The following is a 20,776-nucleotide window of genomic DNA, read 5'->3' on the forward strand; positions in this document are numbered from 1 at the left end:
TCATAAGCAGAAGCAAGCCTTTGCAATCTTCCGGTTTACACCCAGGTGCGCATGTGCTGGAATTCCTGCCTGAGTGTAGAGTAAACACGGAAAATTTCCTTCTTATGATGCAAGCGCCGCAGTTCGCGCAACAGGTGCTGGACTGGTATCAGCGCTTTGGTCGCAAAACCCTGCCGTGGCAGCTGGAGAAAACGCCTTATAAGGTGTGGCTCTCCGAAGTGATGCTACAGCAAACCCAGGTTGCCACGGTAATCCCCTATTTTGAACGCTTTATGGCGCGCTTCCCCACGGTCACCGATCTGGCTGCGGCTCCGCTGGATGAGGTGCTGCATCTCTGGACCGGCCTTGGCTATTACGCCCGTGCGCGTAATCTGCATAAAGCCGCAAAGCAGATTGTCGAGGTGCATGAGGGCACGTTCCCGCGTAATTTCGACGATGTCTCTGCTCTGCCCGGTGTCGGCCGCTCAACGGCGGGCGCGATTCTGTCGCTGTCGCTGGGGCAGCATTTCCCCATTCTGGATGGCAACGTTAAGCGCGTGCTGGCTCGCTGCTATGCCGTCAGCGGCTGGCCGGGTAAGAAAGAGGTTGAAAAGCGGCTCTGGCAGATTAGCGAGGAGGTCACGCCTGCCGAGGGCGTCAGCCAGTTTAATCAGGCGATGATGGATCTGGGGGCTATCGTCTGTACCCGTTCGAAGCCGAAGTGCGAAATCTGTCCGCTGAACAGCGGGTGTGAGGCCTATGCCACCAGCAGCTGGGCGAGCTATCCCGGTAAGAAGCCTAAGCAGGTGCTGCCAGAGCGCAGCGGCTGGTTCCTGATGATGCAGGATGGTGATGATGTCTGGCTGGAGCAGCGGCCGCCTGTGGGCCTGTGGGGCGGTCTGTTCTGCTTCCCGCAGTTTACTACGGAAGCGGCGCTGACCGACTGGCTGGCGACGCGCGGCATCCATGCAAAACCTCAGCAGCTCACCGCATTTCGTCACACCTTCAGCCATTTCCATCTTGATATCGTACCCATGTGGCTGGCATGGCCTGTTGCCGGGTCGGCGATGGATGAAGCAGGCGGTCTCTGGTATAACTTAGCGCTGCCACCATCTGTGGGACTAGCCGCACCCGTTGAGCGCCTGTTAAACGAGCTACGCCATCCCCGACAACTGGCTTTAAGCCGTTGTGAGATCAATGAGGAAGAATAATGAGCCGCACCATTTTTTGTACTTTTTTACAGCGCGACGCCGAAGGACAGGATTTTCAGCTCTATCCAGGCGATCTGGGTAAGCGCATTTACAATGATATTTCTAAAGAAGCCTGGCAGAAGTGGATGGCGAAACAAACCATGTTGATTAACGAGAAGAAGCTCAACATGATGAATCCCGACGATCGTAAAGTGCTGGAGAAGGAGATGATCAATTTCCTGTTCGAAGGTAAAGACGTTCATATCGAAGGCTATACACCGCCAGAAGCGTAAACATTCCGGGCCTCATCGCTGAGGCCGGTTATCCAGGTCAGGCTTGCACTCCCAATGAATAAAAAATTAATCGCCCTGCTGGTGATAGCACCACTTTTGGTTTCCTGCTCCGGGTCAAAGAAGCCGCAGTCCCACGAGGAGTGGGTAAAAGATACTAACGCCTTTGATATTCTGATGGGGCAGTTTGCTCACAATATTGAGAATATCTGGGGTATCAACGAGGTCCTGATCGCCGGACCTAAAGATTACGTCAAATATAGCGACAACTATTACACCCGCAGCCACATCAACTTTGAAAGCGGTAAGCTGACCATCGAGACGATTTCCGGTACCGATCCGATGGCAAGTCTGCGTCAGGCGATCGTGACCACGCTGTTGATTGGTGAAGATCCGGGTAATGTCGATCTCTATTCTGATGCCAACGACATTGAAATCAGTAAAGAGCCGCTGCTGTATGGGCAGGTGCTGGATAATACTGGTCAGCCGATTCGCTGGCAGGGCCGCGCGGAAGCTTTTGCTGACTATCTGATTCAGAATAAATTGATGCGCCGCACCTCGGGTCTGCATGTGATTTACAGCATTTCGATTCCGATGGTGCCGAACCACCTGGACAAGCGTGCGCATAAATACCTGCCAATGGTGCGTAAAGCTGCCGAACAGTATGGTGTTGATGCCTCGTTGATCCTGGCGATTATGCAGACCGAGTCGAGCTTCAACCCCTACGCCGTGAGTCATTCAGATGCGCTGGGTCTGATGCAGGTGGTGCAGCATACCGCCGGTGTTGACGTATTCCGCATGAAGGGGAAATGGGGCAAGCCGAGCCGCAGCTATCTGCTGGATCCGGAGAACAATATCGATGCCGGTACGGCTTATCTGTCGCTGTTGCAGCGTAGCTATCTGGGCGGCATTCAGGATCCGGTCTCACGCCGCTATGCGGTGATCACCGCCTATAACGGTGGTGCAGGCAGCGTGTTGCGCGTCTTCTCCAGCGATAAAGATCGGGCGTTCTCGATGATCAACGGTATGTCATCCAGCAAGGTTTACTCGACCCTGGCAAACCAGCACCCGTCTGCGGAGTCGCGTCGTTATCTGTATAAGGTGAGTACTGCGCAGAAGAGCTATCGGGGATTCTGATCGGCGCCGCTGCAGCGGGGATTATTGTTCGCTGCGCGAACGGGCTATGAGAAGGTTTCGTTCGCCTGGCAGGCTGGACAGTTTCAGACACGCCTCTGCAGGCGACCCACAAGGGGGCGCCAGTCGCCGCGCCCCCTTGACCCCGCGCTCCGGCCTGCTTCACCGCCGCTTCGCGGTCCCTTCGCCTCTTCCGGATTTCTCACGGACCGCCGGGACGCGCCATCCCTGGCACGAACCCGCCTCTTCGCGACATCCCTGTCGCTCGTCCTGAAATCCCTCATCCGCTCAGCGGTTCTGACGGCCTTCCTCCCCCGCTTTTATCTCTTCTTTTTGTGTTGAGTACTTTATCGCTTTACGTTTCCGGAGCTGTCTTTATCCGGCAGATAACGCAGCATCAAAATACATAAAAAATTCACAGGCGAGGGTTTGTGAGAGGCATCCGAAGCGCTGAGGAACAACCGGAGGCCAGGATGAGCCGACAGGACGTCGGCGAAAGGACGGTTCGCGCCAGGGATGGCGCGTCCGGACGGTCCGTCGGCCGCAGAGCGTGACGAGGGCACCCCGCAAAGCGGGGCGCGCAGGCAGCCGGACGCCGGGATTGTTAAGGGGCGGGCGTACGCCCCTTAACGCGTCCGCCTGCACGGGCGACCTGAAACTCCCTGCCGCCTGGCGGGCGTAACCTTCTCATAGCCTCATTCGCGCAGCGAACCATAGGCCTGACGGGCGTAACCTGCTCATAGCCCGTTCGCGCAGCGAACAAAAAGGCCCGGCGGGCCGCTAGCCGCCTCTGCCCCGCTCAGATCAGTGCCCCACCATCATATTCGCCACCAGATACTTCTGTCCCTGCTCATCCTCTTCGGTGTAAACGCCCTGCAGCTCCGGTGAGAAGCCCGGCAGCAGATTAAGTCCCTCTTCCAGCGCCAGGAAGTAACGCTGCACCGCGCCGCCCCAGACTTCCCCTGGCACGACGCACAGCACGCCTGGAGGGTAAGGCAGCGCGCCTTCAGCAGCGACACGACCGGCTGCATCAGCGATGGGGACTAGCTCCACTTCGCCGCGAATATAAGCCTGATGCGCATCCTGCGGATTGACCCTGACCGGGGGGAACTCCGCAGCGCGGAACATCAGTCGCTGCAGATCTTTAACGTTGTGACTGACGTAAAGATCGTGCATCTCCTGACAGAGGCGACGCAGGGTATAACCGGCATAGCGTTGCGCGTTTTTGCGATAAATCGTCGGCAGCACTTCGGCCAGCGGCGCATCCTCTTTAACGTGCTGCTCAAACTGCGCCAGCATCGCCACCAGATTCGCCATCTTCTCCGGACTCTCAGCCGGGGTCAGCAGGAACAGGATCGAGTTGAGATCGCACTTCTCCGGCACAATGCCGTTCTCACGCAGGTAGTTCGCCAGAATGGTCGCAGGGATCCCAAAATCACTGTACTCCCCGCTGGCCGCGTCAATGCCCGGCGTAGTCAGCAGCAGCTTGCAGGGATCGACCCGATACTGATCGCGCGCGTAACCTGCAAAGCCGTGCCATTTCGCCTGTGGTTCAAAGCTGAAATAGCGCAGATCGCGGGCGATCGTCTCCGTGGGTGCATCCTGCCAGCGCTGACCCTCTACCGTCTCCGGCACAAACGGCAGGATCATTTCACAGCGATCAAGTATCGCTTTACGCGCTTCAATACCCAGCACGACGCACTCATCCCACATGCGACGCCCCGCTTCGCCCTGATGCATTCTGGCGTTGATATCCAGCGCGGCAAACAGCGGATAAAACGGACTGGTTGAGGCGTGCAGCATAAAAGCGTTATTCAGTCGCTTGTGCGGGCAAAAGCGCCGCTGTCCACGAATGTGATTATCTTTTTTATGGATCTGCGAGGTCTGCGAAAAGCCTGCCAGCTGCTTATGCACGGACTGCGTGACAAAGATGCCGGGATCGTTCTCATTCAGCTCCAGGGTCAACGGTGAACAACCTTCCATCAGCGGAATGAACTGCTCATAGCCGAGCCACGCGGAATCAAACAGGATGTAATCACACAGATGACCGATGCGATCCACCACCTGACGTGCGTTGTAGACCGTGCCGTCGTAGGTACCCAGCTGAATAATTGCCAGACGGAAAGGCCGCGCCTCTTCCGCGCGCTGCGGATCCACTGCCGCGATCTGCTCGCGCAGATAAGCCTCATCAAAACAGTGCGCGTCAATACCGCCAATAAAGCCGAAGGGGTTGCGTGCTGCTTCCAGATAAATCGGGGTCGCCCCCGCCTGAATCAATGCGCCGTGATGGTTCGACTTGTGATTGTTGCGGTCAAACAGGACTAAATCGCCACGGGTCAGCAGCGCATTAGTCACCACTTTATTGGCGCTGGAGGTGCCGTTAAGCACAAAGTAGGTTTTGTCAGCGTTAAACACTTTTGCCGCATACTTCTGCGCATCTTTGGCTGAACCTTCGTGGATCAGAAGATCGCCCAGTTTGACGTCGGCGTTGCACATATCAGAGCGGAAAACATTCTCGCCGTAGAAGTCATAAAACTGTTTGCCCGCCGGATGTTTTTTAAAGAACGCGCCGCCCTGATGTCCGGGACAGGCAAAGGTGCTGTTCTGCATATCGACATAGCGGGTCAGCGTCTCGAAGAAAGGTGGCAGCAGCTCAGCTTCATATGCCTGCGCAGCCGCTTCCAGGGCAATCCACTCCTGCGGCTCGCCATTCAGTTCACCGCTGACGCCCGGCAGGTGCATCACCTCTTCTTCAAACGCATTCGCGACAAACACCGGCAGATTAAAGCCGGTGTGACGCAGCAGCGCCAGCACACCGCTACGGGTATCCGCCAGCGAGACGACAACCGCCGCCACATCCGTAAAGTCGGTGTTATCCAGTGTCACTACGTCACGCGCGGTGTTCAGGGTCAGACTGGGCGCGACAGCGGCGCTGGCAGCAATTTTCAGTGGAGTCATAACAGAATCCCCAACGTCAGGGAGGAAGTGCCTGAGGCACAATCATGGGGACAACGCCCCGGCGAATTATTAGCAGTCAGGAGGCATTACGCAGTCTGTGGAGCAAAAACCCCCAGCCGCGGCCTGGCTGGCCTCACCGGATGAGGAATAACGCAGAGTCCGGAAATGAGGAAAACCCGGTGAGCGCCGGAAAAAGCGAACGGTAATCCGGGCTAGTGCGCGGTGAACCGGACATGGCGACGTCCTCTGTGGTGGTGAAGCAGGGTCAAAAAGTGGCGGTCATAATGTCATCTTTTTTACGCATGAACAACCCAGGCCGGGCAATTACTCAATCACACCTGTAAACGTAACGACATGATTTATATAGTCTATTTATCATATAAGATTCATAATACGACTAATCAGATGAATTATATGCAGATTTATGCAAATAGCTTGCTGCGCGATTTTTGGGGCCGGCCGCTGCTTTAACGTCCAGAAGTGGCCATTGCCCTACCGCATTCCTTTTGCCAGGCGTAAACTTATCCCCTCTTTCCCACTCTGCCGGAGGCTGCATGTTCAAGGCACTGGTCATTGAAAATGACGAACAAGGTTACCGTTCCCTGCTGAAAGATCTCCCCGAATCCCAACTGCCCGATCATGATGTCACGCTCGACGTCAGCTACTCATCTCTGAACTACAAAGATGCCCTGGCTATCTGCAACAAAGGCCCGATTGTGCGCCAGTTCCCGATGGTGCCGGGTATCGATTTTGTGGGCCGGGTGACAGCAAGCCGCCATCCCGACTGGAAAGAGGATGATGTGGCGCTGCTGACCGGCTGGGGTGTGGGCGAAAAACAGTGGGGCGGACTGGCGCAGAAAGCCAGCGTCAGCGGCGACTGGCTGGTGCGGCCGCCCGCCACGCTGAGCCCGCTGCAAACTATGGCCATCGGTACGGCGGGGCTGACCGCGATGCTCTGCGTGATGGCGCTGGAAAAACAGGGCATCACACCTGACCGCGGGCCGGTGCTGGTGACCGGTGCCAGTGGCGGCGTCGGTAGCTACAGCGTCAGCATGCTGGCACGCCTCGGTTATGAGGTGATCGCGTCGAGCGGACGCGCCAGCGACCATACGTATCTGATCGAGAAGCTGGGCGCAGCATCGGTGATTGACCGTGAAGCGCTCTCCCAGCCTGGCAAGCCGCTGGCTAAAGAGCACTGGGCTGCCGCGATAGACAGCGTCGGGAGCCACACGCTGGCGAATGTGCTGGCCGCTACACAGCGGGACGGCGTGGTTGCCGCCTGCGGGATGGCGCAGGGACTCGATCTGCCAGCCAGCGTCGCACCCTTTATTTTGCGTGGCGTTACGCTGGCTGGTGTCGATAGCGTAATGTGTCCGAAGCCGCTTCGTGAACAGGCGTGGCAGCGACTCGGTGAGCTGATGGATAGCGAACGGCTTAATCAGTTGAGCCGGGTCATTCCGCTGAGTGAAGCCAGAGAGGGTGCGCAGGCACTGCTGGATGGCAAAGTGCAGGGCCGTCTGATTGTCGACTGTCGCTAACCGGATTTAAAAGGCGCGTACACCGCGCCTTTATCGATCGGCCCGCTGCAGCCGTTTAATCAGCCCTTCCAGCGCAAACTGCGTGCCCTGCTCCATCACCGATTTGGGATCGCCACTGAACTGGTGGCACTCCGCCTCGTCACTGCCATCGGGCAGTACCCAGCCAAACCATATAGTGCCTGGTGGTGTGCCATCTTCGCCGCCACCCGGCCCCGCATAGCCGGTGATCGATAATCCCACCGGTTCACCAGAACGGGCGCAGGCTCCCTGCACCATCTCCCGCGCCGTCTGCTCACTCACCGCCGTATGCTGTTTCAGGGTTTCGGGCTTTACGCCCAGCAGACGGATTTTGGCATTTTCGCTGTAGGTTACGAAGCCGCTGGTGTAGAAGTCACCGCTATTTTCCACGGCGGCCAGCGTCATGCTGATCAGCCCGGCGGTACAGGATTCGGCGGTCGCCAGTTGAAGTCCGGAGGAGAGTAAAATATTCCCCAGTTGCTCAGCGGTTTGATCTAATGATTTTGCCATTATGGTCTCCTTAAGACGGTCCGGAACTCCAGGTATAGCGCAAAATCATCGAATAAAACTCCGCAAGGCAATGTTTTTAAAGCGAAACGGTCGAATTCCTCAGCTGAATGCCGGGCGATTTACGCCTCACCGAACTCCCCTTAACATCTGAGGCGGAGAGCTGTGAGTCGCTACTTTATGAGTCTGAGAGGGTCGCGAAAAACGTCTGCTAAAACCGACGCGGTTTAGTCAATCTCCTAAAACAAGGTGGCACAGGCGCGAATCCCCTGATTAGTTGTTAGTATTCACTCCCTTGCTTGCTGGAATAACAAAAATGGCGCTGCATAAAAGCCATAAAAAAGTTCATCAGCATGCTGATGAAGCAAGGTTCGTACCCGACAGGATGCAATTCAGAACTGTTTTAAAAGCTTTATAAATTCATAAATAAACCACAGCGCACACTTTTTTAACCCGAATGCACTGGCATTTATCAACACGTAAAGGAATAGAGTTATGGCGCAAAAACCTGTGGTTGTTATTCACTACTGTATGCAATGCAACTGGCTGATGCGGTCAGCGTGGATGGCACAGGAACTCCTGCATACTTTCGCTGAGGATCTGTCAGAGGTGACGCTGAAACCGGGCACTGGCGGTATCTTTGAAATTACGCTGGATGAGCATCTGCTGTGGGAACGTAAGCGCGATGGTGGCTTCCCGGATGCGACTACGCTCAAACAGCGCGTACGCGACATCTGTTTCCCGGATCGTACCCTGGGCCACATCGACAAAAACAAAGCTGAAATCAGCTGATTAACTGTGAGTGATTTTTTCAGCCGCGTCGTGCAGCGCCTTAATCAGCGTCTGCAGCGCGGCTTCTGAGATATCTTCCTGCGCCAGTCGCCGGTTCAATGCTGTTTTGAGCCCGTGAATCGCCTCTTCAACAGCAGGAATACTGCGGTTATTGACCAGGATCGCCAGCGTAGAAAGCCGCGTAATCAGGCTGGAGACCGTTTCACGGTTATCAGCCAGCTGGCCCTCTCCCGCTGTCGTCAGGCGGTAGGCTTTGCGGGTTGCTTTCGTATCCACCACCTCAATTGCCTCCATCTCTTCCAGCAGCGTCAGATTGGGATAGATGATACCCGGACTGGGTGAATACTCGCCCTTGGAAAGCTCCTCAACAGACTTGATCAGCTCATAGCCGTGCGCCGCATTTTGCGCCAGGAAATGGAGCATCAGCAGGCGAATCTCACTCGCCTCCAGCATTTTTTCACGTCGTTTGCGTCGTCCGCCGCAGCCACCTGCGTGCCCGGACTGACCGTCAGAAGATGTGGAATTCGGATGCTGTTTCATGGCCTGCCCTGCGGGAAAAAAGTCGGATTGATGGTAGTCCGCTACCTGACAAAACTCAATTACCAGAGCCGCTTACTTCTGGTGCCAGTAAGCAACTGCCCGAACAAACTCACTGTTGAGGCCGCGCTGTACGGTGAAGTAGTCAGACAGCGCTTTGACGAACTCACCTTCCCCGGTCAGCCAGATAAAGTAATCTTCCGCAGGGAGCGTGAGCTGATCCAGTCGGGCAATCAGCTGGCTGAGCTGCGCTTTCTGCATCTGACCGCTGCCCATCCAGTTTGTCGTTATGCCCGCCGTATCGGATAAATAGTCCAGACCCGTCGCTTCATCGGTAAAGGCGTAGAGATGCAATGCCTGCGCATTTGCGTCACGCTGACGACGTGCGAAGGCGGGCAACCCGGTTTCATCGCAGACGTAAAGCTGGAATGCATAATCGGCCGGCACCACCAGCGAACCCCGTGGCCCGCCGACAATTAACTTATCGCCCACTTTCGCCTGCGTTGCCCAGTGACTCGCTACGCCCTGCTGATGAATATAGAAATCGAGGGTCAGTGAAGAGACACCATCGAATTCCAGCGGCGTGTAGTCGCGCGCCTGCGGACGTAAACCTTCGGGCCAGACAATGCCCGCGTCGGTGATCTGTGGCAGAGCCAGTGTTTCACCTTCAGCGGAAGGGAAAAATACCTTGATGTGGTCATCAAAGCCCTGAGACGTAAAGCCCGCCAGATCGCTGCCAGTGAACCGGATACGCCAGAATTTACCGGCAATATTAGTTTTACTGGCGACCTGGATGTGACGGAAACGCAGTTCATTACGGATGCGCTGGGGTAAACGCTGATTAGCTGATGCAGTCAAAATGTTTCTCCTCAATCGGGATCACTGCCCCTGATTCAGGGGCATGCTCACTATCATAAAACTGACATGTAATAACAATCATTCTCATTACAAGCGGGCAGATTAGCTATGATATATCTTGAGAACAAGAACGAAAAATGCGATTCAGCAAGTTAAGATATATTTTATGAAGATGCAGCTGTGCGCATAACAGGCGTGAAGCGGCCCTGACAAAAGCGTTCACGGAAAGGTGACTGATGGGTTTAGTGAGGGAGGCTAATCAGGTTAAGGCTTGCCGGCTCCAGATGAGCCGGTCATGTTGCACCGCCGGGATTTGGCAGCGCAACAGCACTTACAGCGTGTCGTTGAATCCGGAGAGGGAAGCATTGCTGCTGGTGTGTTCCGGCAGCTCACCGTCACCCAGAATTTCATGCTGAGAGGTGTGAGAGTGCGGATGCAGTCCAGCGGGCGGTGAGAAAGGCTCAGCCTGCTGTGCCATTGCCATAACAGGCAATGCCAGAACCAGTGAAATCATTAAGCGTCGCATAGTTTTCTTCGTTTGTCGTTTTGGCCGGAAAAGGCCTGAAATGCAGATGAATGTTCCAGCCCCATCACGGATGAACGATGATTCAGGTATGACGGGGTTTCAGTGGAGGATTTTACGCCAGACTGGCGAGTTATTTTATAAAATCGTGCGGTTTGTCACGGTTTACCGCACGAATTATGCATTTGAGCCTCTCTCCCTGCCCTGCAGGCTATGCCTGCATGACCGGAACAGAAAAAACGCCGCTTAACCAATCGGGCTTACATTGTGCAAAATCGAGACGCAGCAGATCTTTGCCAGGACGGCGGGACATTCCCAGCGCTGGCAGATGCTGATAGTAGATATCCTCGATAAAGCGCGTCAGCTGCTCCGGTCTGCCGCTCCAGTGAAGCGACGCATAGAGGCCCGGCACTTCACTCCAGTTGTCGGTGTGGTCACCCAGCAAACCGGCATATTGCGGCTCCAGCGCCTGAAACAGGCTGATATTCTGCTGGTCAGCAGAGCTATGACCGGGACTATACTGAAAGCCTAACCAGCCCTGCGCAACATGACTGCCCGCCAGCGCAACCAGTTGCCGCGCCTGCTCAGCCACCCGGTGATCGCGATCGGCAATGTAATCACCGAACTTACATTCCCACTCCTGCGTCTCTCCGCGCAGATGCAGCTCCTCCTTGCGTTCCACCAGCGTGGCACGTTCTGCCAGCGAACGCGCCAGAATGCGTCCATGGAAATTTTTCACCGGCAAATGGGGAATACGGCGAAACGCGCCAGGCGTCAGCGAAAAGTGACCTTTGAACACTCGGGTGAAGTTCTGCTGGTTATCAAAACCAAAACGCACGGCGATATCGATCAGCGTCATGTGCGTCAGACGCAGCGCCATGGCTGCCATCGTCAGACGCCGTTTACGGGTATAGGCCGCCAGCGTCTGTCCGGTCATCTCCTTGAACATGCGCTGCATGTGCCATTTCGAGTAACCTGATTTAAGGGTAATTTGATCGATATTGAGATCATCGGTGAGATTGGCTTCTATCCACTCGACCAGATCGGTAATGTGCTGTTTTTTAATGGCCTGACTGAGCATGATGGCGATTTACGACGCGGATGAGGACTGGGATTTTCGTCACAAAAGGATAACAAAAATCGCGAATCGGTGTAAGGAAAGGGTAAGGCACATGCGCCTGTTCGGGGCGATTCCGCATTAATTGCTTAGGTTACTAACTAAAAAGGCTGACCAATGTCAGCCTTCTGATTATTGATAAAAACTGCGCCGGATAGCGGTGAGACGCAGTCTGCGACAATTAATGACTACGCATACCCGCGGCAGTCATCATCATGCGGAACAGCGAGGCGACGACGCCCAGTGCCAGCACGCTGGCGGCATAGATAAACACCAGCCACATCACGCGCTTCCACCAGGGTGCTTTCGTCTCTTCATGGTGATTGTGGTCTTTCATGCTGCTGAGGCTTTTCATATCAATGATATCCTTCATCTGCTTTGATTTTTCCACGGAATACATAGTAGCTCCAGAAGGTGTAGCCCAGGATCATCGGGATAATCAACAGGCTACCCACCAGCATAAACGCCTGGCTCTGCGGCGGCGACGCGGCGTCCCAGATGGTCACGGATGGCGGAATAATGTTTGGCCATACACTGATACCCAGCCCGGAGAAGCCCAGGAAGACCAGTGCCAGCGTCAGCAGGAACGGTGAATAGTGCGCCTCACGCTTAATGGCGCGCACAATGCCCCACGAACAGAGCAACACCAGCACCGGAACCGGCAGGAACAGGAACAGATTCGGCTTGCTGAACCAGCGATGCGCGATATCTGCATGCGCAAACGGTGTCCACAGACTGACGATGCCGATAATCACTAACAGTGCGATCACCAGCGGCGTCGCCAGCGCAGACATCTTACGGTGCAGCTCGTTCTCGGTCTTCATGATGAGCCAGGTACAGCCCAGCAGCGCATACGCCACAACCAGACCTACGCCGCAGAACAGCGGGAACGGTGCCAGCCAGTCCAGCGCGGAACCGGCGAAACGGCGTCCCTCAACCGGAATGCCATCCAGGAACGCACCCACCGCGACACCCTGACTGAAGGTGGCGATAACGGACCCGGCAATAAATGATTTGTCCCAGAATGCCCGATGACCTTCAACTGCCTTGAAGCGGAACTCAAAGGCGACACCACGGAAAATCAGGCCAATCAGCATGGCAGTCAGCGGAATCGACAGCGCATCGGTAATCACTGCATAAGCCAGCGGGAACGCACCGAACAGGCCTGCGCCACCCAGAACCAGCCAGGTTTCATTACCATCCCAGACCGGCGCAACGGTGTTCACCATCATGTCACGCTCGCCAGCATCTTTATTGAACGGGAACAGCAGACCAATACCCAGGTCAAAACCATCCATCACGATATACATCAGGGTTGCGAAGACGATAATCACAAACCAGATAACGGAATAATCGATCATCTTAGTGGTCTCCATCCTTAAAGGTGGCAGCGGAAAGCGGACGCGCTGGCGTTTTTTTCTGACCCGGTCCACCCTCTTCAGTGATGTGACCTTCGCCGACAACCGGTCCCTGCTTAATCAGACGCATCATGTAGTGATACCCCACACCGAACACCGAGCTGTAGACCAGAATAAAGGCCAGCAGGCTGATGCTCATGTGCATATCACCATGTGCCGAGACCGCATCAATGGTGCGCTGCACGCCATACACCACCCACGGCTGACGACCGATTTCAGTGGTAAACCAGCCCGCCAGAATCGCAATCAGACCCGATGGCCCCATCAACAGCGCAAACCACAGGAAAGGACGCGACTCATAGAGACGGCCTTTGAAACGCAGCCACAGACTGACCACGCCCAGCGTAATCATCAGCAGGCCCAGCGCCACCATCACGCGGAACGACCAGAAGATCACCGTGGAATTAGGCCGGTCCTCTTTCGGGAACGACTTCAGCGCCGGAACCTGCTTGTCCAGGCTGTGCGTCAGAATCAGGCTGCCGAGGTAAGGCACTTCCAGTGCATATTTGGTGCGCTCCTGCTCCATATCAGGAATACCAAACAGGATAAGCGGTGTGGCTTCACCCGGCGGGTTTTCCCAGTGTCCTTCAATTGCCGCGATTTTGGCAGGCTGATGCTCCAGGGTATTCAGACCGTGTGCATCACCAATCATCGCCTGAATCGGCGCGACAATCAGCGCCATCCACAGCGCCATGGAGAACATTTTACGGATAGCGGGATTGTTATTCCCCTTCAGCAAATGCCAGGCCGCCGACGACCCCACAAAGAAGGCACTCGCCAGGAATGCCGCCACCGACATATGGAACAGGCGGTAAGGGAAAGAGGGGTTAAAGACAATTTTGAACCAGTCCTGCGGAACCACAATGCCGTTTTCGATGATGAAGCCCTGAGGCGTCTGCATCCAGCTGTTAGAGGCAAGGATCCAGAAGGTTGAAATCAGCGTTCCCAGGGCCACCATGCAGGTAGCAAAGAAGTGCAGGCCCGGACCTACGCGATTCCAGCCAAACAGCATCACGCCCAGGAAGCCCGCTTCCAGGAAGAACGCTGTCAGCACTTCATAGGTCAGCAGCGGACCGGTAATACTGCCCGCAAACGCCGAGAAGCCGCTCCAGTTAGTGCCGAACTGATAAGCCATGACCAGTCCTGAGACCACACCCATACCGAAGTTAACGGCAAAGATTTTCGACCAGAAATGGTAGAGATCGCGATAGGTTTGATCGCGGGTTTTAAGCCACATACCTTCGAGTACGGCCAGAAAGCTGGCGAGACCGATGGTGATGGCGGGAAAGATAATATGGAAGGAAACAGTAAATGCGAACTGAATCCTGGCCAGATGAAAGGCATCTAATCCGAACATTGCTTACCTCTTTGCCACATAGAAAACCACGTGTTTACTTATAATTAACAACTTAAGCCTGATGCGCTGACTTCTCTGCGCTTATTGAAATTCCCGACGCAAATTTAGAGCTATTTGCGTCGGGGAAACAGAAACAGTGGGGTTAATGAAAACTATAACAGTCTTTATTGATTTTGATCATTGTTTTTAGCGTGAAATATTTATTTAAAAATAAGGCGTAAAGGTTAATCAGAGGGGTTTTATGTATCTTTAATGTTACGGTATTTCTTACATTAAAAACTGAAGAGTTAAAGCAAAGCCTGCCTGTAAAATATGTCCAACGGCCTGTTTTCAGGCGATTTTTTTCAAAAAAACTGTATATAACTCGGCTAAAAATGAGGATGGGTAATTTAAAATAAGCTTAATTTTTAACAAGTTAAACCCATAAACATCTGCATCTGACGCTTTGTATTATTTTTTGTTATATCCATTCTAATCACGCAATCAGCTTTGATAAAACAAAGTGGAAATGGCACAGTTAAACGCCAGCGTAAATGTTAAATAAATGAGTCAAAAATCCAGCCTGAATTAACAGCGCACCCTATGCAGTCAATTATTCCAGCGCGGCCCCTGGTAAAACGATTTAATAATGATCAACCGTGCTGAACGCCCGCCAGAATTATTTCCCTGCTGCGGCGTTGTTGCTGTTTTGAAGGGTGAGATCACAGACGAGCGAAAACAGACATTTTCCGGAAAGGATAGTCATGCCGTCACATTCTGGCGGATAAGTCGGGATGATTTTGCGCTGCTGCGGATTTTTCGCGCTGTGCCAGAATCCGGCTAAGGTTCAGCTCCAGCCAGTCTGCCAGACCGACTACCTGTTCACCGACTTCACGTCCGAGCGGCGTCAGGCGATATTCCACGTGCGGCGGCACCACATCGTAAGCGATGCGCTGCACAAAGCCATCTTCCTCAAGGTAACGCAGATTCTGCGCCAGCATCCGTTCGCTGACGCCACCGACCGCCCGGCGCAATGCACTGAAGCGCAGCGTCTGGTCCTGCAGGGCCAGCAGAATCAGTACGCTCCAGCGGCTGGTTACGCGTTTCAGCACATCACGCGACGGACAGTTAACATTAAGCAACTCGCCACGACTAAATTTTTCACTCAATTTTTCAGTCATTTAACCTGCACACCTTAAGCTAACAATTCTGTAAGTACTTACTAAAAATTAGTTTATATCTTAGTCTGAATTTCACCAACAGCCACAGGAGCAACAACATGATTGCAGTAACAGGTGCCACCGGCCAGCTGGGCCGTTTTGTGATTGATGCATTACTGAAAAAAATGCCGGCGGGAGAGATCGTCGCCGCAGTGCGTACGCCCGCCAAAGCGGCCGATCTTGCCGTGCTGGGCGTCGTTGTCCGCCAGGCCGATTATGGTCAGCCAGAAACGCTCAGGGCCGCTTTTGCAGGCGTCGATAAGCTGCTGCTGATCTCCGGCAGTGAAGTCGGCCAGCGTGAAGCGCAGCACAAAGCTGTCATTGAAGCGGCTCAGGCGGCAGGCGTGGGCTTTATCGCCTATACCAGCCTGCTGCACGCGGATACCTCACCCCTGGCCTTAGGCGTGGAACACCGCGCAACAGAAGCGCTGCTGAAAACCTCTGGCATTCCGTTCGCACTGCTGCGTAACGGCTGGTACACCGAGAACTATGCCGCCAGCATTCCACCGGCGCTGGCGCATCACGCCTTTATCGGCGCAGCAGGTGAAGGCCGCATCGCTTCAGCTGCCCGCCGGGATTATGCAGAAGCCGCAGCTGAAGTGATGACCCGCGATGATCAGGCGGGTAAAGTGTATGAACTGTCGGGCGACGATAATTATACGCTGGCGCAGTTTGCTGCGGAGATTGCCGCACAGAGTGGGGAGAAGGTCGATTACGTCAATCTGTCTCAGGCTGACTTTGCCGCCGCGCTGAAAGACGCAGGTCTGCCCGCGGGTCTCGCAGAGATGCTGGCAGATTCCGATGCCGGTGCAGAAAAAGGGGGGCTGTTTGATGATTCACGACAACTCAGCAAACTGATTGGTCGCCCGACCACGAGCTGGCAGGCGGTGATTCGCGCGGCACTGGCGAACCCATAATTTGACAGCCGCTGAGCGGGCAACCTGGCTCGCTCACTTCTCTATCACCCGGATTTCCGTTGCGTATGCCACTTTCTGCACCCTTTGCGGGTGCGGTTTCTTTTACAAAATGTGAATAAATGCCAGTTTTCTTCAGCTTAAATTTTTTTATTCATGCCGCTAAGAGATTCATCCGAAATGTGTTTTTTGTGAACACCGTTATATTTGGTTGAATTGTCTGGGATTTATTAAAAAAGCTCGATTAATCGACAATTTTTATTACGCTCATAGATATTCTGCGTTGTTGTTCCGCTCGATGAGAGGTCTATAATTTGTCTTTTGTGCAACCACGACCGCTCAGGAGGCCGTTATTAATACCCATCGCCAGCAACAAAATGCACTTGAAGAGGTTCGTGCCGGGGCGGAAGTTGAGTATCAATACGATCCCCATGAACTGAAACTGGATCGCATGCAGGATTCTGAACCGGAACCGGAGCTGATTGAAGGCTTACCGGCTCCGGATGCGCTGACGCCTGCCGATCGTTATCTGGAACTGTTCGAACATGTCCAGATGTCGCGGATTTTCGAGGACAGCAAAACCTTCCCCGACTGTTCGCCTAAGTACGATCCGCTGGATGTACTGATGCGCTATCGTCGACAGAAACGCAGCAGTGATTTCGACCTGTCACGTTTTGTCGCCGATCACTTTTATCTGCCTGGCGTAAACGAAAGCTTTTATGTCTCCAACCCGGATAAAACGCTCAACGAGCATATTGATGACCTGTGGCCGGTTCTGACCAAAATGCCGCAGCAGCATATGCCGCATTCATCACTGCTGCCGTTACCAAAACCCTATGTCGTGCCCGGCGGACGCTTTGGCGAAACGTACTACTGGGACTCCTACTTCACTATGCTCGGGCTGGCAGAATCGGGCCGTGATGATTTGCTACGTCACATGGCGGATAACTTTGCCTGGCTGATCGATAACTACGGTCATGTGCCTAACGGCAACCGTACCTACTATCTCAGCCGTTCTCAGCCGCCCGTGTTTGCACTGATGGTGGAACTGTTCGAAGAAGATGGCGTGCGCGGTGCGAAACGTTATCAGGAACAGCTGATGAAGGAATATCAGTTCTGGATGGATGGTGCCGGTTCTCTGATGCCAAACCAGGCCTATCGTCACGTGGTGCGGATGCCGAACGGCTCACTGCTGAACCGCTACTGGGATGACCGCGATACGCCGCGTGATGAGTCGTGGATGGAAGATGTCGAAACTGCCCGCGAATCTAAACGTCCGGCCAGTGAAGTCTATCGTGACCTGCGAGCGGGTGCGGAATCGGGCTGGGATTACTCCTCGCGCTGGCTGCGTAACCCGAAACGGCTATCGAGTATCCGTACTACACAGTTTATCCCAATCGATCTGAACTCGTTCCTGTACAAGCTGGAGCTGATGATCGCGACTCTGTCGCACGCGAAAGGTGAAGAGCTGACGGCGCTGGCATGGCAGAAAAAGGCGGAAGCGCGTAAACGTGCTATTACCCGCTATCTGTGGGACAGCACCGCCGGTGTGTTCCGCGACTATGACTGGCGTCGTGAGCGTTTTGGTGCCTTTACCGTGGCCTCGGTCGTGCCACTTTTCGTGGGCCTGGCGACGCCGCATCAGGCGCACCTGCAGGCGATCTCATTACGTCATCTGCTGTTGAGCAACGGCGGTCTGCTGACCTCGATGGTGGAAAGCGGTGAGCAGTGGGATAGACCTAACGGCTGGGCACCGATGCAGTGGATGGCGATTGTTGGCCTGAATAACTACGGTGAAGAGACGCTGGCTACTGAAGTGGCGGTGAACTGGCTCAATACGGTCAGTAACTTCTATCAGTTGCACCACAAGCTGGTCGAGAAGTATGACATCAGCGGCGATCGCGCCCGTCCAGGCGGCGGCGGTGAATATCCGTTACAGGATGGCTTCGGCTGGACTAACGGCGTTACCCGCAAGCTGATGACAATGTACGGGCATTTAATGGCTGACTAAACATCGCAGACTGATTAGCATTAACGTAAAAAAGCCGGGAATTCCCGGCTTTTTTTATGCACGTATCTAAGCGCTATTTTTTCGCTTCAGTGCCTGGCTGTGACGCACGCTGCAGGAATTGCTGCGTGACGTCAGGCAGGTTCTGCAACAGCCACTCCGCCATTGCCACTTCCTGATCACGGATTTCATTCAGTACACGTACGCCCTGTGTATCGCCTACCTGCTCAGCCGCGGCAATCAGGCTGGTGTAGCTGGCAATCTCGGCATTCTCGAATACATAGCCACTGATGGCACCCTTCACCACTTCATCCGAGTTAAACATACCGCCAACAGCCTGGCCTGTAGCCGCCATTTTACCCATCGCATCTTTCATCACAGAGTGGTCGATACCATGGCTGTCGAGCAGCTGTTCCAGCAGCGTCAGCTGATGTTTGGTCTCTTCCAGATGTTGTGCCAGACGCTGTTCCAGTGCCGGATAGTGTTCAAGACGGCCTGACATCTTGCTCAGCATGCTTTCTGCTTGTTTTTCCATTGCATGCGCATCGCGCAGCCAGTCGTGATAATGTTCAATCGCAGTCATGTGTTACTCCTTAAGAGACAGTAATGGACTCAGCTACCTGGGTAAGCTTCTCATCCGTTTGCTTCTCTTCATTCAGGGTTGCTTCCAGCAGTTGCGCGGCTTTCGTGTAACCCAGCTTTAGCGCCAGCGCATGCAGGGTGCCGTACGTAGCAATCTCATAGTGTTCGACTTTCTGCGCCGCACCAATCAGCCCCTGATCGCGAATTTCGCCCTTCTCGACCGAGTCGATAATTTCCTGCGCTTCTTCAACCAGACCTTCCAGCGCATGGCATTTCATTCTTTTGATTTTGACTTCGGGCGTCACTTCCACCAGTTCGTCAAGTCGTTCAATCTGAGCCCGGGTCTCTTCCAGATGCTGATGAAACGCAGCGATAAGATTTTCGTCACTGGCTGCACGCGCCATTTTAGGCAATGCTCGGGTTATCTGCTTCTCAGCGCTGTATACATCGGATAAGTCATGGATGAACAGATCGTTTAACGTTTTCACTGTCATAAGATAGCCTCATTTATTAGAAAGCCGCGTCAATAATAACGCAGCGCCAGTCATATCGTTGGCACCTGAAAAGTCTAGTGGAGATTTTTAATATCGCACGCCACATCAGTATGAATTCAACACAAAAGTGGCATGTAAAATGCATTTTCCTTTTTACAGCAAACATTTAGCTGGAAAAATGTTTTTACCTTTGCGGCTTCGCTTGCTTAACCAGAATTGTACAAAGCTATAAATCGCTGTATACATTTTATCAGATTAAGCGCATAAAAAAGTACCAGCCAATTCTCACCTGTACAAAGTTGAATTAAACCGTATAACTTCAATCTATCGGAAATAAAAAACCGGAAGGGAAAACCCTTCCGGCTTAATTAAAATGTCCGGCCATTGCCAATGATTCAGCACCGACATAATTCAGGACGTAATTATATTGCAGAATAACTAAATAGCGTCAAAATGCCCGGCTGACAGAGTAACCCTGCTGTCACAGCAGTGTTAAAGACGTTCAGCTCCGGCGGCTAACCTTACCTCCCTTGCGCCCCGCTTCAATGGCACGTTCAGGATCGTTCTTAAAGTTACCGCCGCTTTTCTGGCCACCTTTGCGTCCTGCTTCAGCAGCACGCTCTTTATCGGCCGCAAAATTCCCGGCCCCACCGCGATATTGAGTCATATGCGTCCTCTTTGAATTTTAAAAATCAGAACTTGCACACTTAACGCTTCATCAGGCCGATTCAGCAACATAAATGTAGACAAAAAATCGGACCGTTAAAGTGAGATAAATAAAAAACCCGTCACAGTTCTGGTTTATTGCTTGTACCAGGCTTAACCGTATTGATAACGGATTTCAACCATCGCTCTTTTCTTTTCATAAAAGAGTCGCGGCGTGAAAAACCTTTATACCGGAAGTCGCCGCGCCCTATTAATCGATCATTTTCAAAAAAAGTCCAATTGAAAAAAACATAAGCGAAGCGGCATAGTGATAACTTCACTAATACCAGGTAGTGAAGATGATCAACAAACGATCAATTTACCCAAGCGAAGCGCTAAATAAAAATCAGGCATTCTGCTTTTACGTTAAAAATAAGCGAAGCGTAATGCAGTGATTGCACCTGATTAAAATAACCAATATCGATCAATAAACAATCAATTATGCTGATTTAATGAATGTTTTCTCTAAAAGGGACGTCAGATCTCTCACTGACACGTGAATCCAGACGAAGCGGCAGAATTTACGCTTTCTAAAAGCAAAAATCAGGTTTTCGGATTAGTACTAAAAAGGGTTTTCTACAGGAGTATGCATACATCCTGGCCACCTGCAAAAAGGGGAGCTGAAAAGTTATGGCGTAAGACAGGTGCTATGCCAGAA

20 protein-coding genes are annotated in these 20,776 nt (G+C 53.4%); 7 read left to right on the plus strand and 13 right to left on the minus strand.

Features of this window, described 5'->3' with window-relative positions; all coding sequences use genetic code 11:
• The first annotated feature begins 104 nt into the window (after window positions 1–104).
• Genes mutY through mltC form a run of 3 tightly spaced genes read left to right on the plus strand, consistent with a single transcriptional unit; the run spans window position 105 to window position 2,596 of the window.
• A complete protein-coding gene (mutY, locus tag HZZ01_RS15725) occupies window positions 105–1,190 on the plus strand; it encodes an A/G-specific adenine glycosylase (RefSeq protein ID WP_179898522.1) in 1,086 nt (361 codons plus the stop codon).
• Entirely contained in the window at window positions 1,190–1,462 is a 273-nt protein-coding gene (locus HZZ01_RS15730; protein WP_090965909.1) for an oxidative damage protection protein, read from the plus strand. Before mutY ends, HZZ01_RS15730 begins: the two co-directional genes overlap by 1 nt.
• 54 nt (window positions 1,463–1,516) lie before the next feature.
• Window positions 1,517–2,596 carry a membrane-bound lytic murein transglycosylase MltC gene (gene mltC / locus HZZ01_RS15735; RefSeq protein WP_179898523.1) on the plus strand — a complete coding sequence of 360 codons (1,080 nt, stop codon included), beginning with the start codon at window positions 1,517–1,519 and terminating at the stop codon, window positions 2,594–2,596.
• 801 nt (window positions 2,597–3,397) lie between these two features.
• Here mltC and HZZ01_RS15740 read toward each other — a convergent pair.
• Window positions 3,398–5,551 carry an ornithine decarboxylase gene (locus HZZ01_RS15740; protein ID WP_179898524.1) on the minus strand — a complete coding sequence of 718 codons (2,154 nt, stop codon included), beginning with the start codon at window positions 5,549–5,551 and terminating at the stop codon, window positions 3,398–3,400.
• Window positions 5,552–6,105: 554 nt separating this feature from the next.
• Between HZZ01_RS15740 and HZZ01_RS15745 the strand changes: the two genes are divergently transcribed.
• A complete protein-coding gene (locus HZZ01_RS15745) occupies window positions 6,106–7,089 on the plus strand; it encodes an MDR family oxidoreductase (protein ID WP_179898525.1) in 984 nt (327 codons plus the stop codon).
• A 30-nt stretch (window positions 7,090–7,119) separates the two neighbouring features.
• Here HZZ01_RS15745 and HZZ01_RS15750 read toward each other — a convergent pair whose 3' ends face one another.
• Window positions 7,120–7,617 (minus strand): CinA family protein, encoded by a 498-nt coding sequence (locus HZZ01_RS15750; RefSeq protein WP_179898526.1) that lies wholly within the window; start codon window positions 7,615–7,617, stop codon window positions 7,120–7,122.
• A 492-nt stretch (window positions 7,618–8,109) separates the two neighbouring features.
• Here HZZ01_RS15750 and HZZ01_RS15755 point away from each other — a divergent pair, with 492 nt between their 5' ends.
• Window positions 8,110–8,406 carry a SelT/SelW/SelH family protein gene (locus HZZ01_RS15755; protein WP_179898527.1) on the plus strand — a complete coding sequence of 99 codons (297 nt, stop codon included), beginning with the start codon at window positions 8,110–8,112 and terminating at the stop codon, window positions 8,404–8,406.
• Here the strand turns inward: HZZ01_RS15755 and HZZ01_RS15760 are convergent, their stop codons facing one another.
• The 8 genes from HZZ01_RS15760 to HZZ01_RS15795 form a co-directional block, all read right to left on the minus strand.
• Window positions 8,407–8,946, minus strand: coding sequence for a PadR family transcriptional regulator (locus HZZ01_RS15760; RefSeq protein ID WP_179898528.1), 540 nt, complete (start codon window positions 8,944–8,946; stop codon window positions 8,407–8,409).
• A gap of 72 nt (window positions 8,947–9,018) precedes the next feature.
• On the minus strand, window positions 9,019–9,801 hold the full coding sequence (locus HZZ01_RS15765) for a siderophore-interacting protein (RefSeq protein ID WP_179898529.1): 783 nt from the start codon (window positions 9,799–9,801) through the stop codon (window positions 9,019–9,021).
• A gap of 331 nt (window positions 9,802–10,132) precedes the next feature.
• Window positions 10,133–10,327, minus strand: a complete 195-nt coding sequence (locus HZZ01_RS15770) for a hypothetical protein (protein WP_179898530.1) — start codon at window positions 10,325–10,327, stop codon at window positions 10,133–10,135.
• Window positions 10,328–10,535: 208 nt separating this feature from the next.
• A complete protein-coding gene (locus HZZ01_RS15775) occupies window positions 10,536–11,405 on the minus strand; it encodes a helix-turn-helix domain-containing protein (protein WP_179898531.1) in 870 nt (289 codons plus the stop codon).
• Window positions 11,406–11,622: 217 nt separating this feature from the next.
• Complete coding sequence (locus tag HZZ01_RS15780) at window positions 11,623–11,796, minus strand: DUF2474 domain-containing protein (protein ID WP_136196607.1); 174 nt, start codon at window positions 11,794–11,796, stop codon at window positions 11,623–11,625.
• Window position 11,797: 1 nt separating this feature from the next.
• The gene (cydB, locus tag HZZ01_RS15785) at window positions 11,798–12,802 is read right to left on the minus strand and encodes a cytochrome d ubiquinol oxidase subunit II (protein WP_090965936.1); all 1,005 of its coding nucleotides are present in this window, start codon (window positions 12,800–12,802) and stop codon (window positions 11,798–11,800) included.
• A gap of 1 nt (window position 12,803) precedes the next feature.
• The gene (locus tag HZZ01_RS15790) at window positions 12,804–14,216 is read right to left on the minus strand and encodes a cytochrome ubiquinol oxidase subunit I (protein WP_090965940.1); all 1,413 of its coding nucleotides are present in this window, start codon (window positions 14,214–14,216) and stop codon (window positions 12,804–12,806) included.
• Window positions 14,217–14,965: 749 nt separating this feature from the next.
• Window positions 14,966–15,376, minus strand: a complete 411-nt coding sequence (locus HZZ01_RS15795) for a helix-turn-helix domain-containing protein (protein ID WP_179898532.1) — start codon at window positions 15,374–15,376, stop codon at window positions 14,966–14,968.
• Between the two features lie 98 nt (window positions 15,377–15,474).
• Here HZZ01_RS15795 and HZZ01_RS15800 point away from each other — a divergent pair, with 98 nt between their 5' ends.
• Window positions 15,475–16,332, plus strand: coding sequence for an SDR family oxidoreductase (locus HZZ01_RS15800; protein ID WP_179898533.1), 858 nt, complete (start codon window positions 15,475–15,477; stop codon window positions 16,330–16,332).
• Between the two features lie 349 nt (window positions 16,333–16,681).
• Window positions 16,682–18,340 (plus strand): alpha,alpha-trehalase TreF, encoded by a 1,659-nt coding sequence (gene treF / locus HZZ01_RS15805; protein ID WP_179898693.1) that lies wholly within the window; start codon window positions 16,682–16,684, stop codon window positions 18,338–18,340.
• A 73-nt stretch (window positions 18,341–18,413) separates the two neighbouring features.
• Here the strand turns inward: treF and HZZ01_RS15810 are convergent, their stop codons facing one another.
• The 3 genes from HZZ01_RS15810 to HZZ01_RS15820 form a co-directional block, all read right to left on the minus strand.
• The gene (locus HZZ01_RS15810) at window positions 18,414–18,920 is read right to left on the minus strand and encodes a ferritin-like domain-containing protein (RefSeq protein WP_179898534.1); all 507 of its coding nucleotides are present in this window, start codon (window positions 18,918–18,920) and stop codon (window positions 18,414–18,416) included.
• 10 nt (window positions 18,921–18,930) lie between these two features.
• Window positions 18,931–19,413 carry a ferritin-like domain-containing protein gene (locus HZZ01_RS15815; protein ID WP_179898535.1) on the minus strand — a complete coding sequence of 161 codons (483 nt, stop codon included), beginning with the start codon at window positions 19,411–19,413 and terminating at the stop codon, window positions 18,931–18,933.
• Window positions 19,414–19,915: 502 nt separating this feature from the next.
• A complete protein-coding gene (locus HZZ01_RS15820; protein ID WP_004571242.1) occupies window positions 19,916–20,080 on the minus strand; it encodes a general stress protein in 165 nt (54 codons plus the stop codon).
• Window positions 20,081–20,776: the final 696 nt, after the last annotated feature.

Origin of the sequence: Pantoea sp. WMus005, assembly GCF_013415305.1 — a bacterium.
In the GTDB taxonomy this organism is placed as follows: domain Bacteria; phylum Pseudomonadota; class Gammaproteobacteria; order Enterobacterales; family Enterobacteriaceae; genus Pantoea; species Pantoea rara.

Bases quoted from the DNA above. Each gene is read 5' to 3' on its own strand.
- HZZ01_RS15775 (WP_179898531.1), bottom strand. From the start codon at position 11,405: ATGCTCAGTCAGGCCATTAAAAAACAGCACATTACCGATCTGGTCGAG.
- HZZ01_RS15760 (WP_179898528.1), bottom strand. From the start codon at position 8,946: ATGAAACAGCATCCGAATTCCACATCTTCTGACGGTCAGTCCGGGCAC.
- HZZ01_RS15800 (WP_179898533.1), top strand. From the start codon at position 15,475: ATGATTGCAGTAACAGGTGCCACCGGCCAGCTGGGCCGTTTTGTGATT.
- HZZ01_RS15790 (WP_090965940.1), bottom strand. From the start codon at position 14,216: ATGTTCGGATTAGATGCCTTTCATCTGGCCAGGATTCAGTTCGCATTT.
- HZZ01_RS15755 (WP_179898527.1), top strand. From the start codon at position 8,110: ATGGCGCAAAAACCTGTGGTTGTTATTCACTACTGTATGCAATGCAAC.
- HZZ01_RS15780 (WP_136196607.1), bottom strand. From the start codon at position 11,796: ATGAAAAGCCTCAGCAGCATGAAAGACCACAATCACCATGAAGAGACG.
- HZZ01_RS15810 (WP_179898534.1), bottom strand. From the start codon at position 18,920: ATGACTGCGATTGAACATTATCACGACTGGCTGCGCGATGCGCATGCA.
- HZZ01_RS15750 (WP_179898526.1), bottom strand. From the start codon at position 7,617: ATGGCAAAATCATTAGATCAAACCGCTGAGCAACTGGGGAATATTTTA.
- HZZ01_RS15770 (WP_179898530.1), bottom strand. From the start codon at position 10,327: ATGCGACGCTTAATGATTTCACTGGTTCTGGCATTGCCTGTTATGGCA.
- HZZ01_RS15815 (WP_179898535.1), bottom strand. From the start codon at position 19,413: ATGACAGTGAAAACGTTAAACGATCTGTTCATCCATGACTTATCCGAT.
- HZZ01_RS15795 (WP_179898532.1), bottom strand. From the start codon at position 15,376: ATGACTGAAAAATTGAGTGAAAAATTTAGTCGTGGCGAGTTGCTTAAT.
- mltC (WP_179898523.1), top strand. From the start codon at position 1,517: ATGAATAAAAAATTAATCGCCCTGCTGGTGATAGCACCACTTTTGGTT.
- HZZ01_RS15745 (WP_179898525.1), top strand. From the start codon at position 6,106: ATGTTCAAGGCACTGGTCATTGAAAATGACGAACAAGGTTACCGTTCC.
- mutY (WP_179898522.1), top strand. From the start codon at position 105: ATGATGCAAGCGCCGCAGTTCGCGCAACAGGTGCTGGACTGGTATCAG.
- HZZ01_RS15820 (WP_004571242.1), bottom strand. From the start codon at position 20,080: ATGACTCAATATCGCGGTGGGGCCGGGAATTTTGCGGCCGATAAAGAG.
- HZZ01_RS15740 (WP_179898524.1), bottom strand. From the start codon at position 5,551: ATGACTCCACTGAAAATTGCTGCCAGCGCCGCTGTCGCGCCCAGTCTG.
- cydB (WP_090965936.1), bottom strand. From the start codon at position 12,802: ATGATCGATTATTCCGTTATCTGGTTTGTGATTATCGTCTTCGCAACC.
- HZZ01_RS15730 (WP_090965909.1), top strand. From the start codon at position 1,190: ATGAGCCGCACCATTTTTTGTACTTTTTTACAGCGCGACGCCGAAGGA.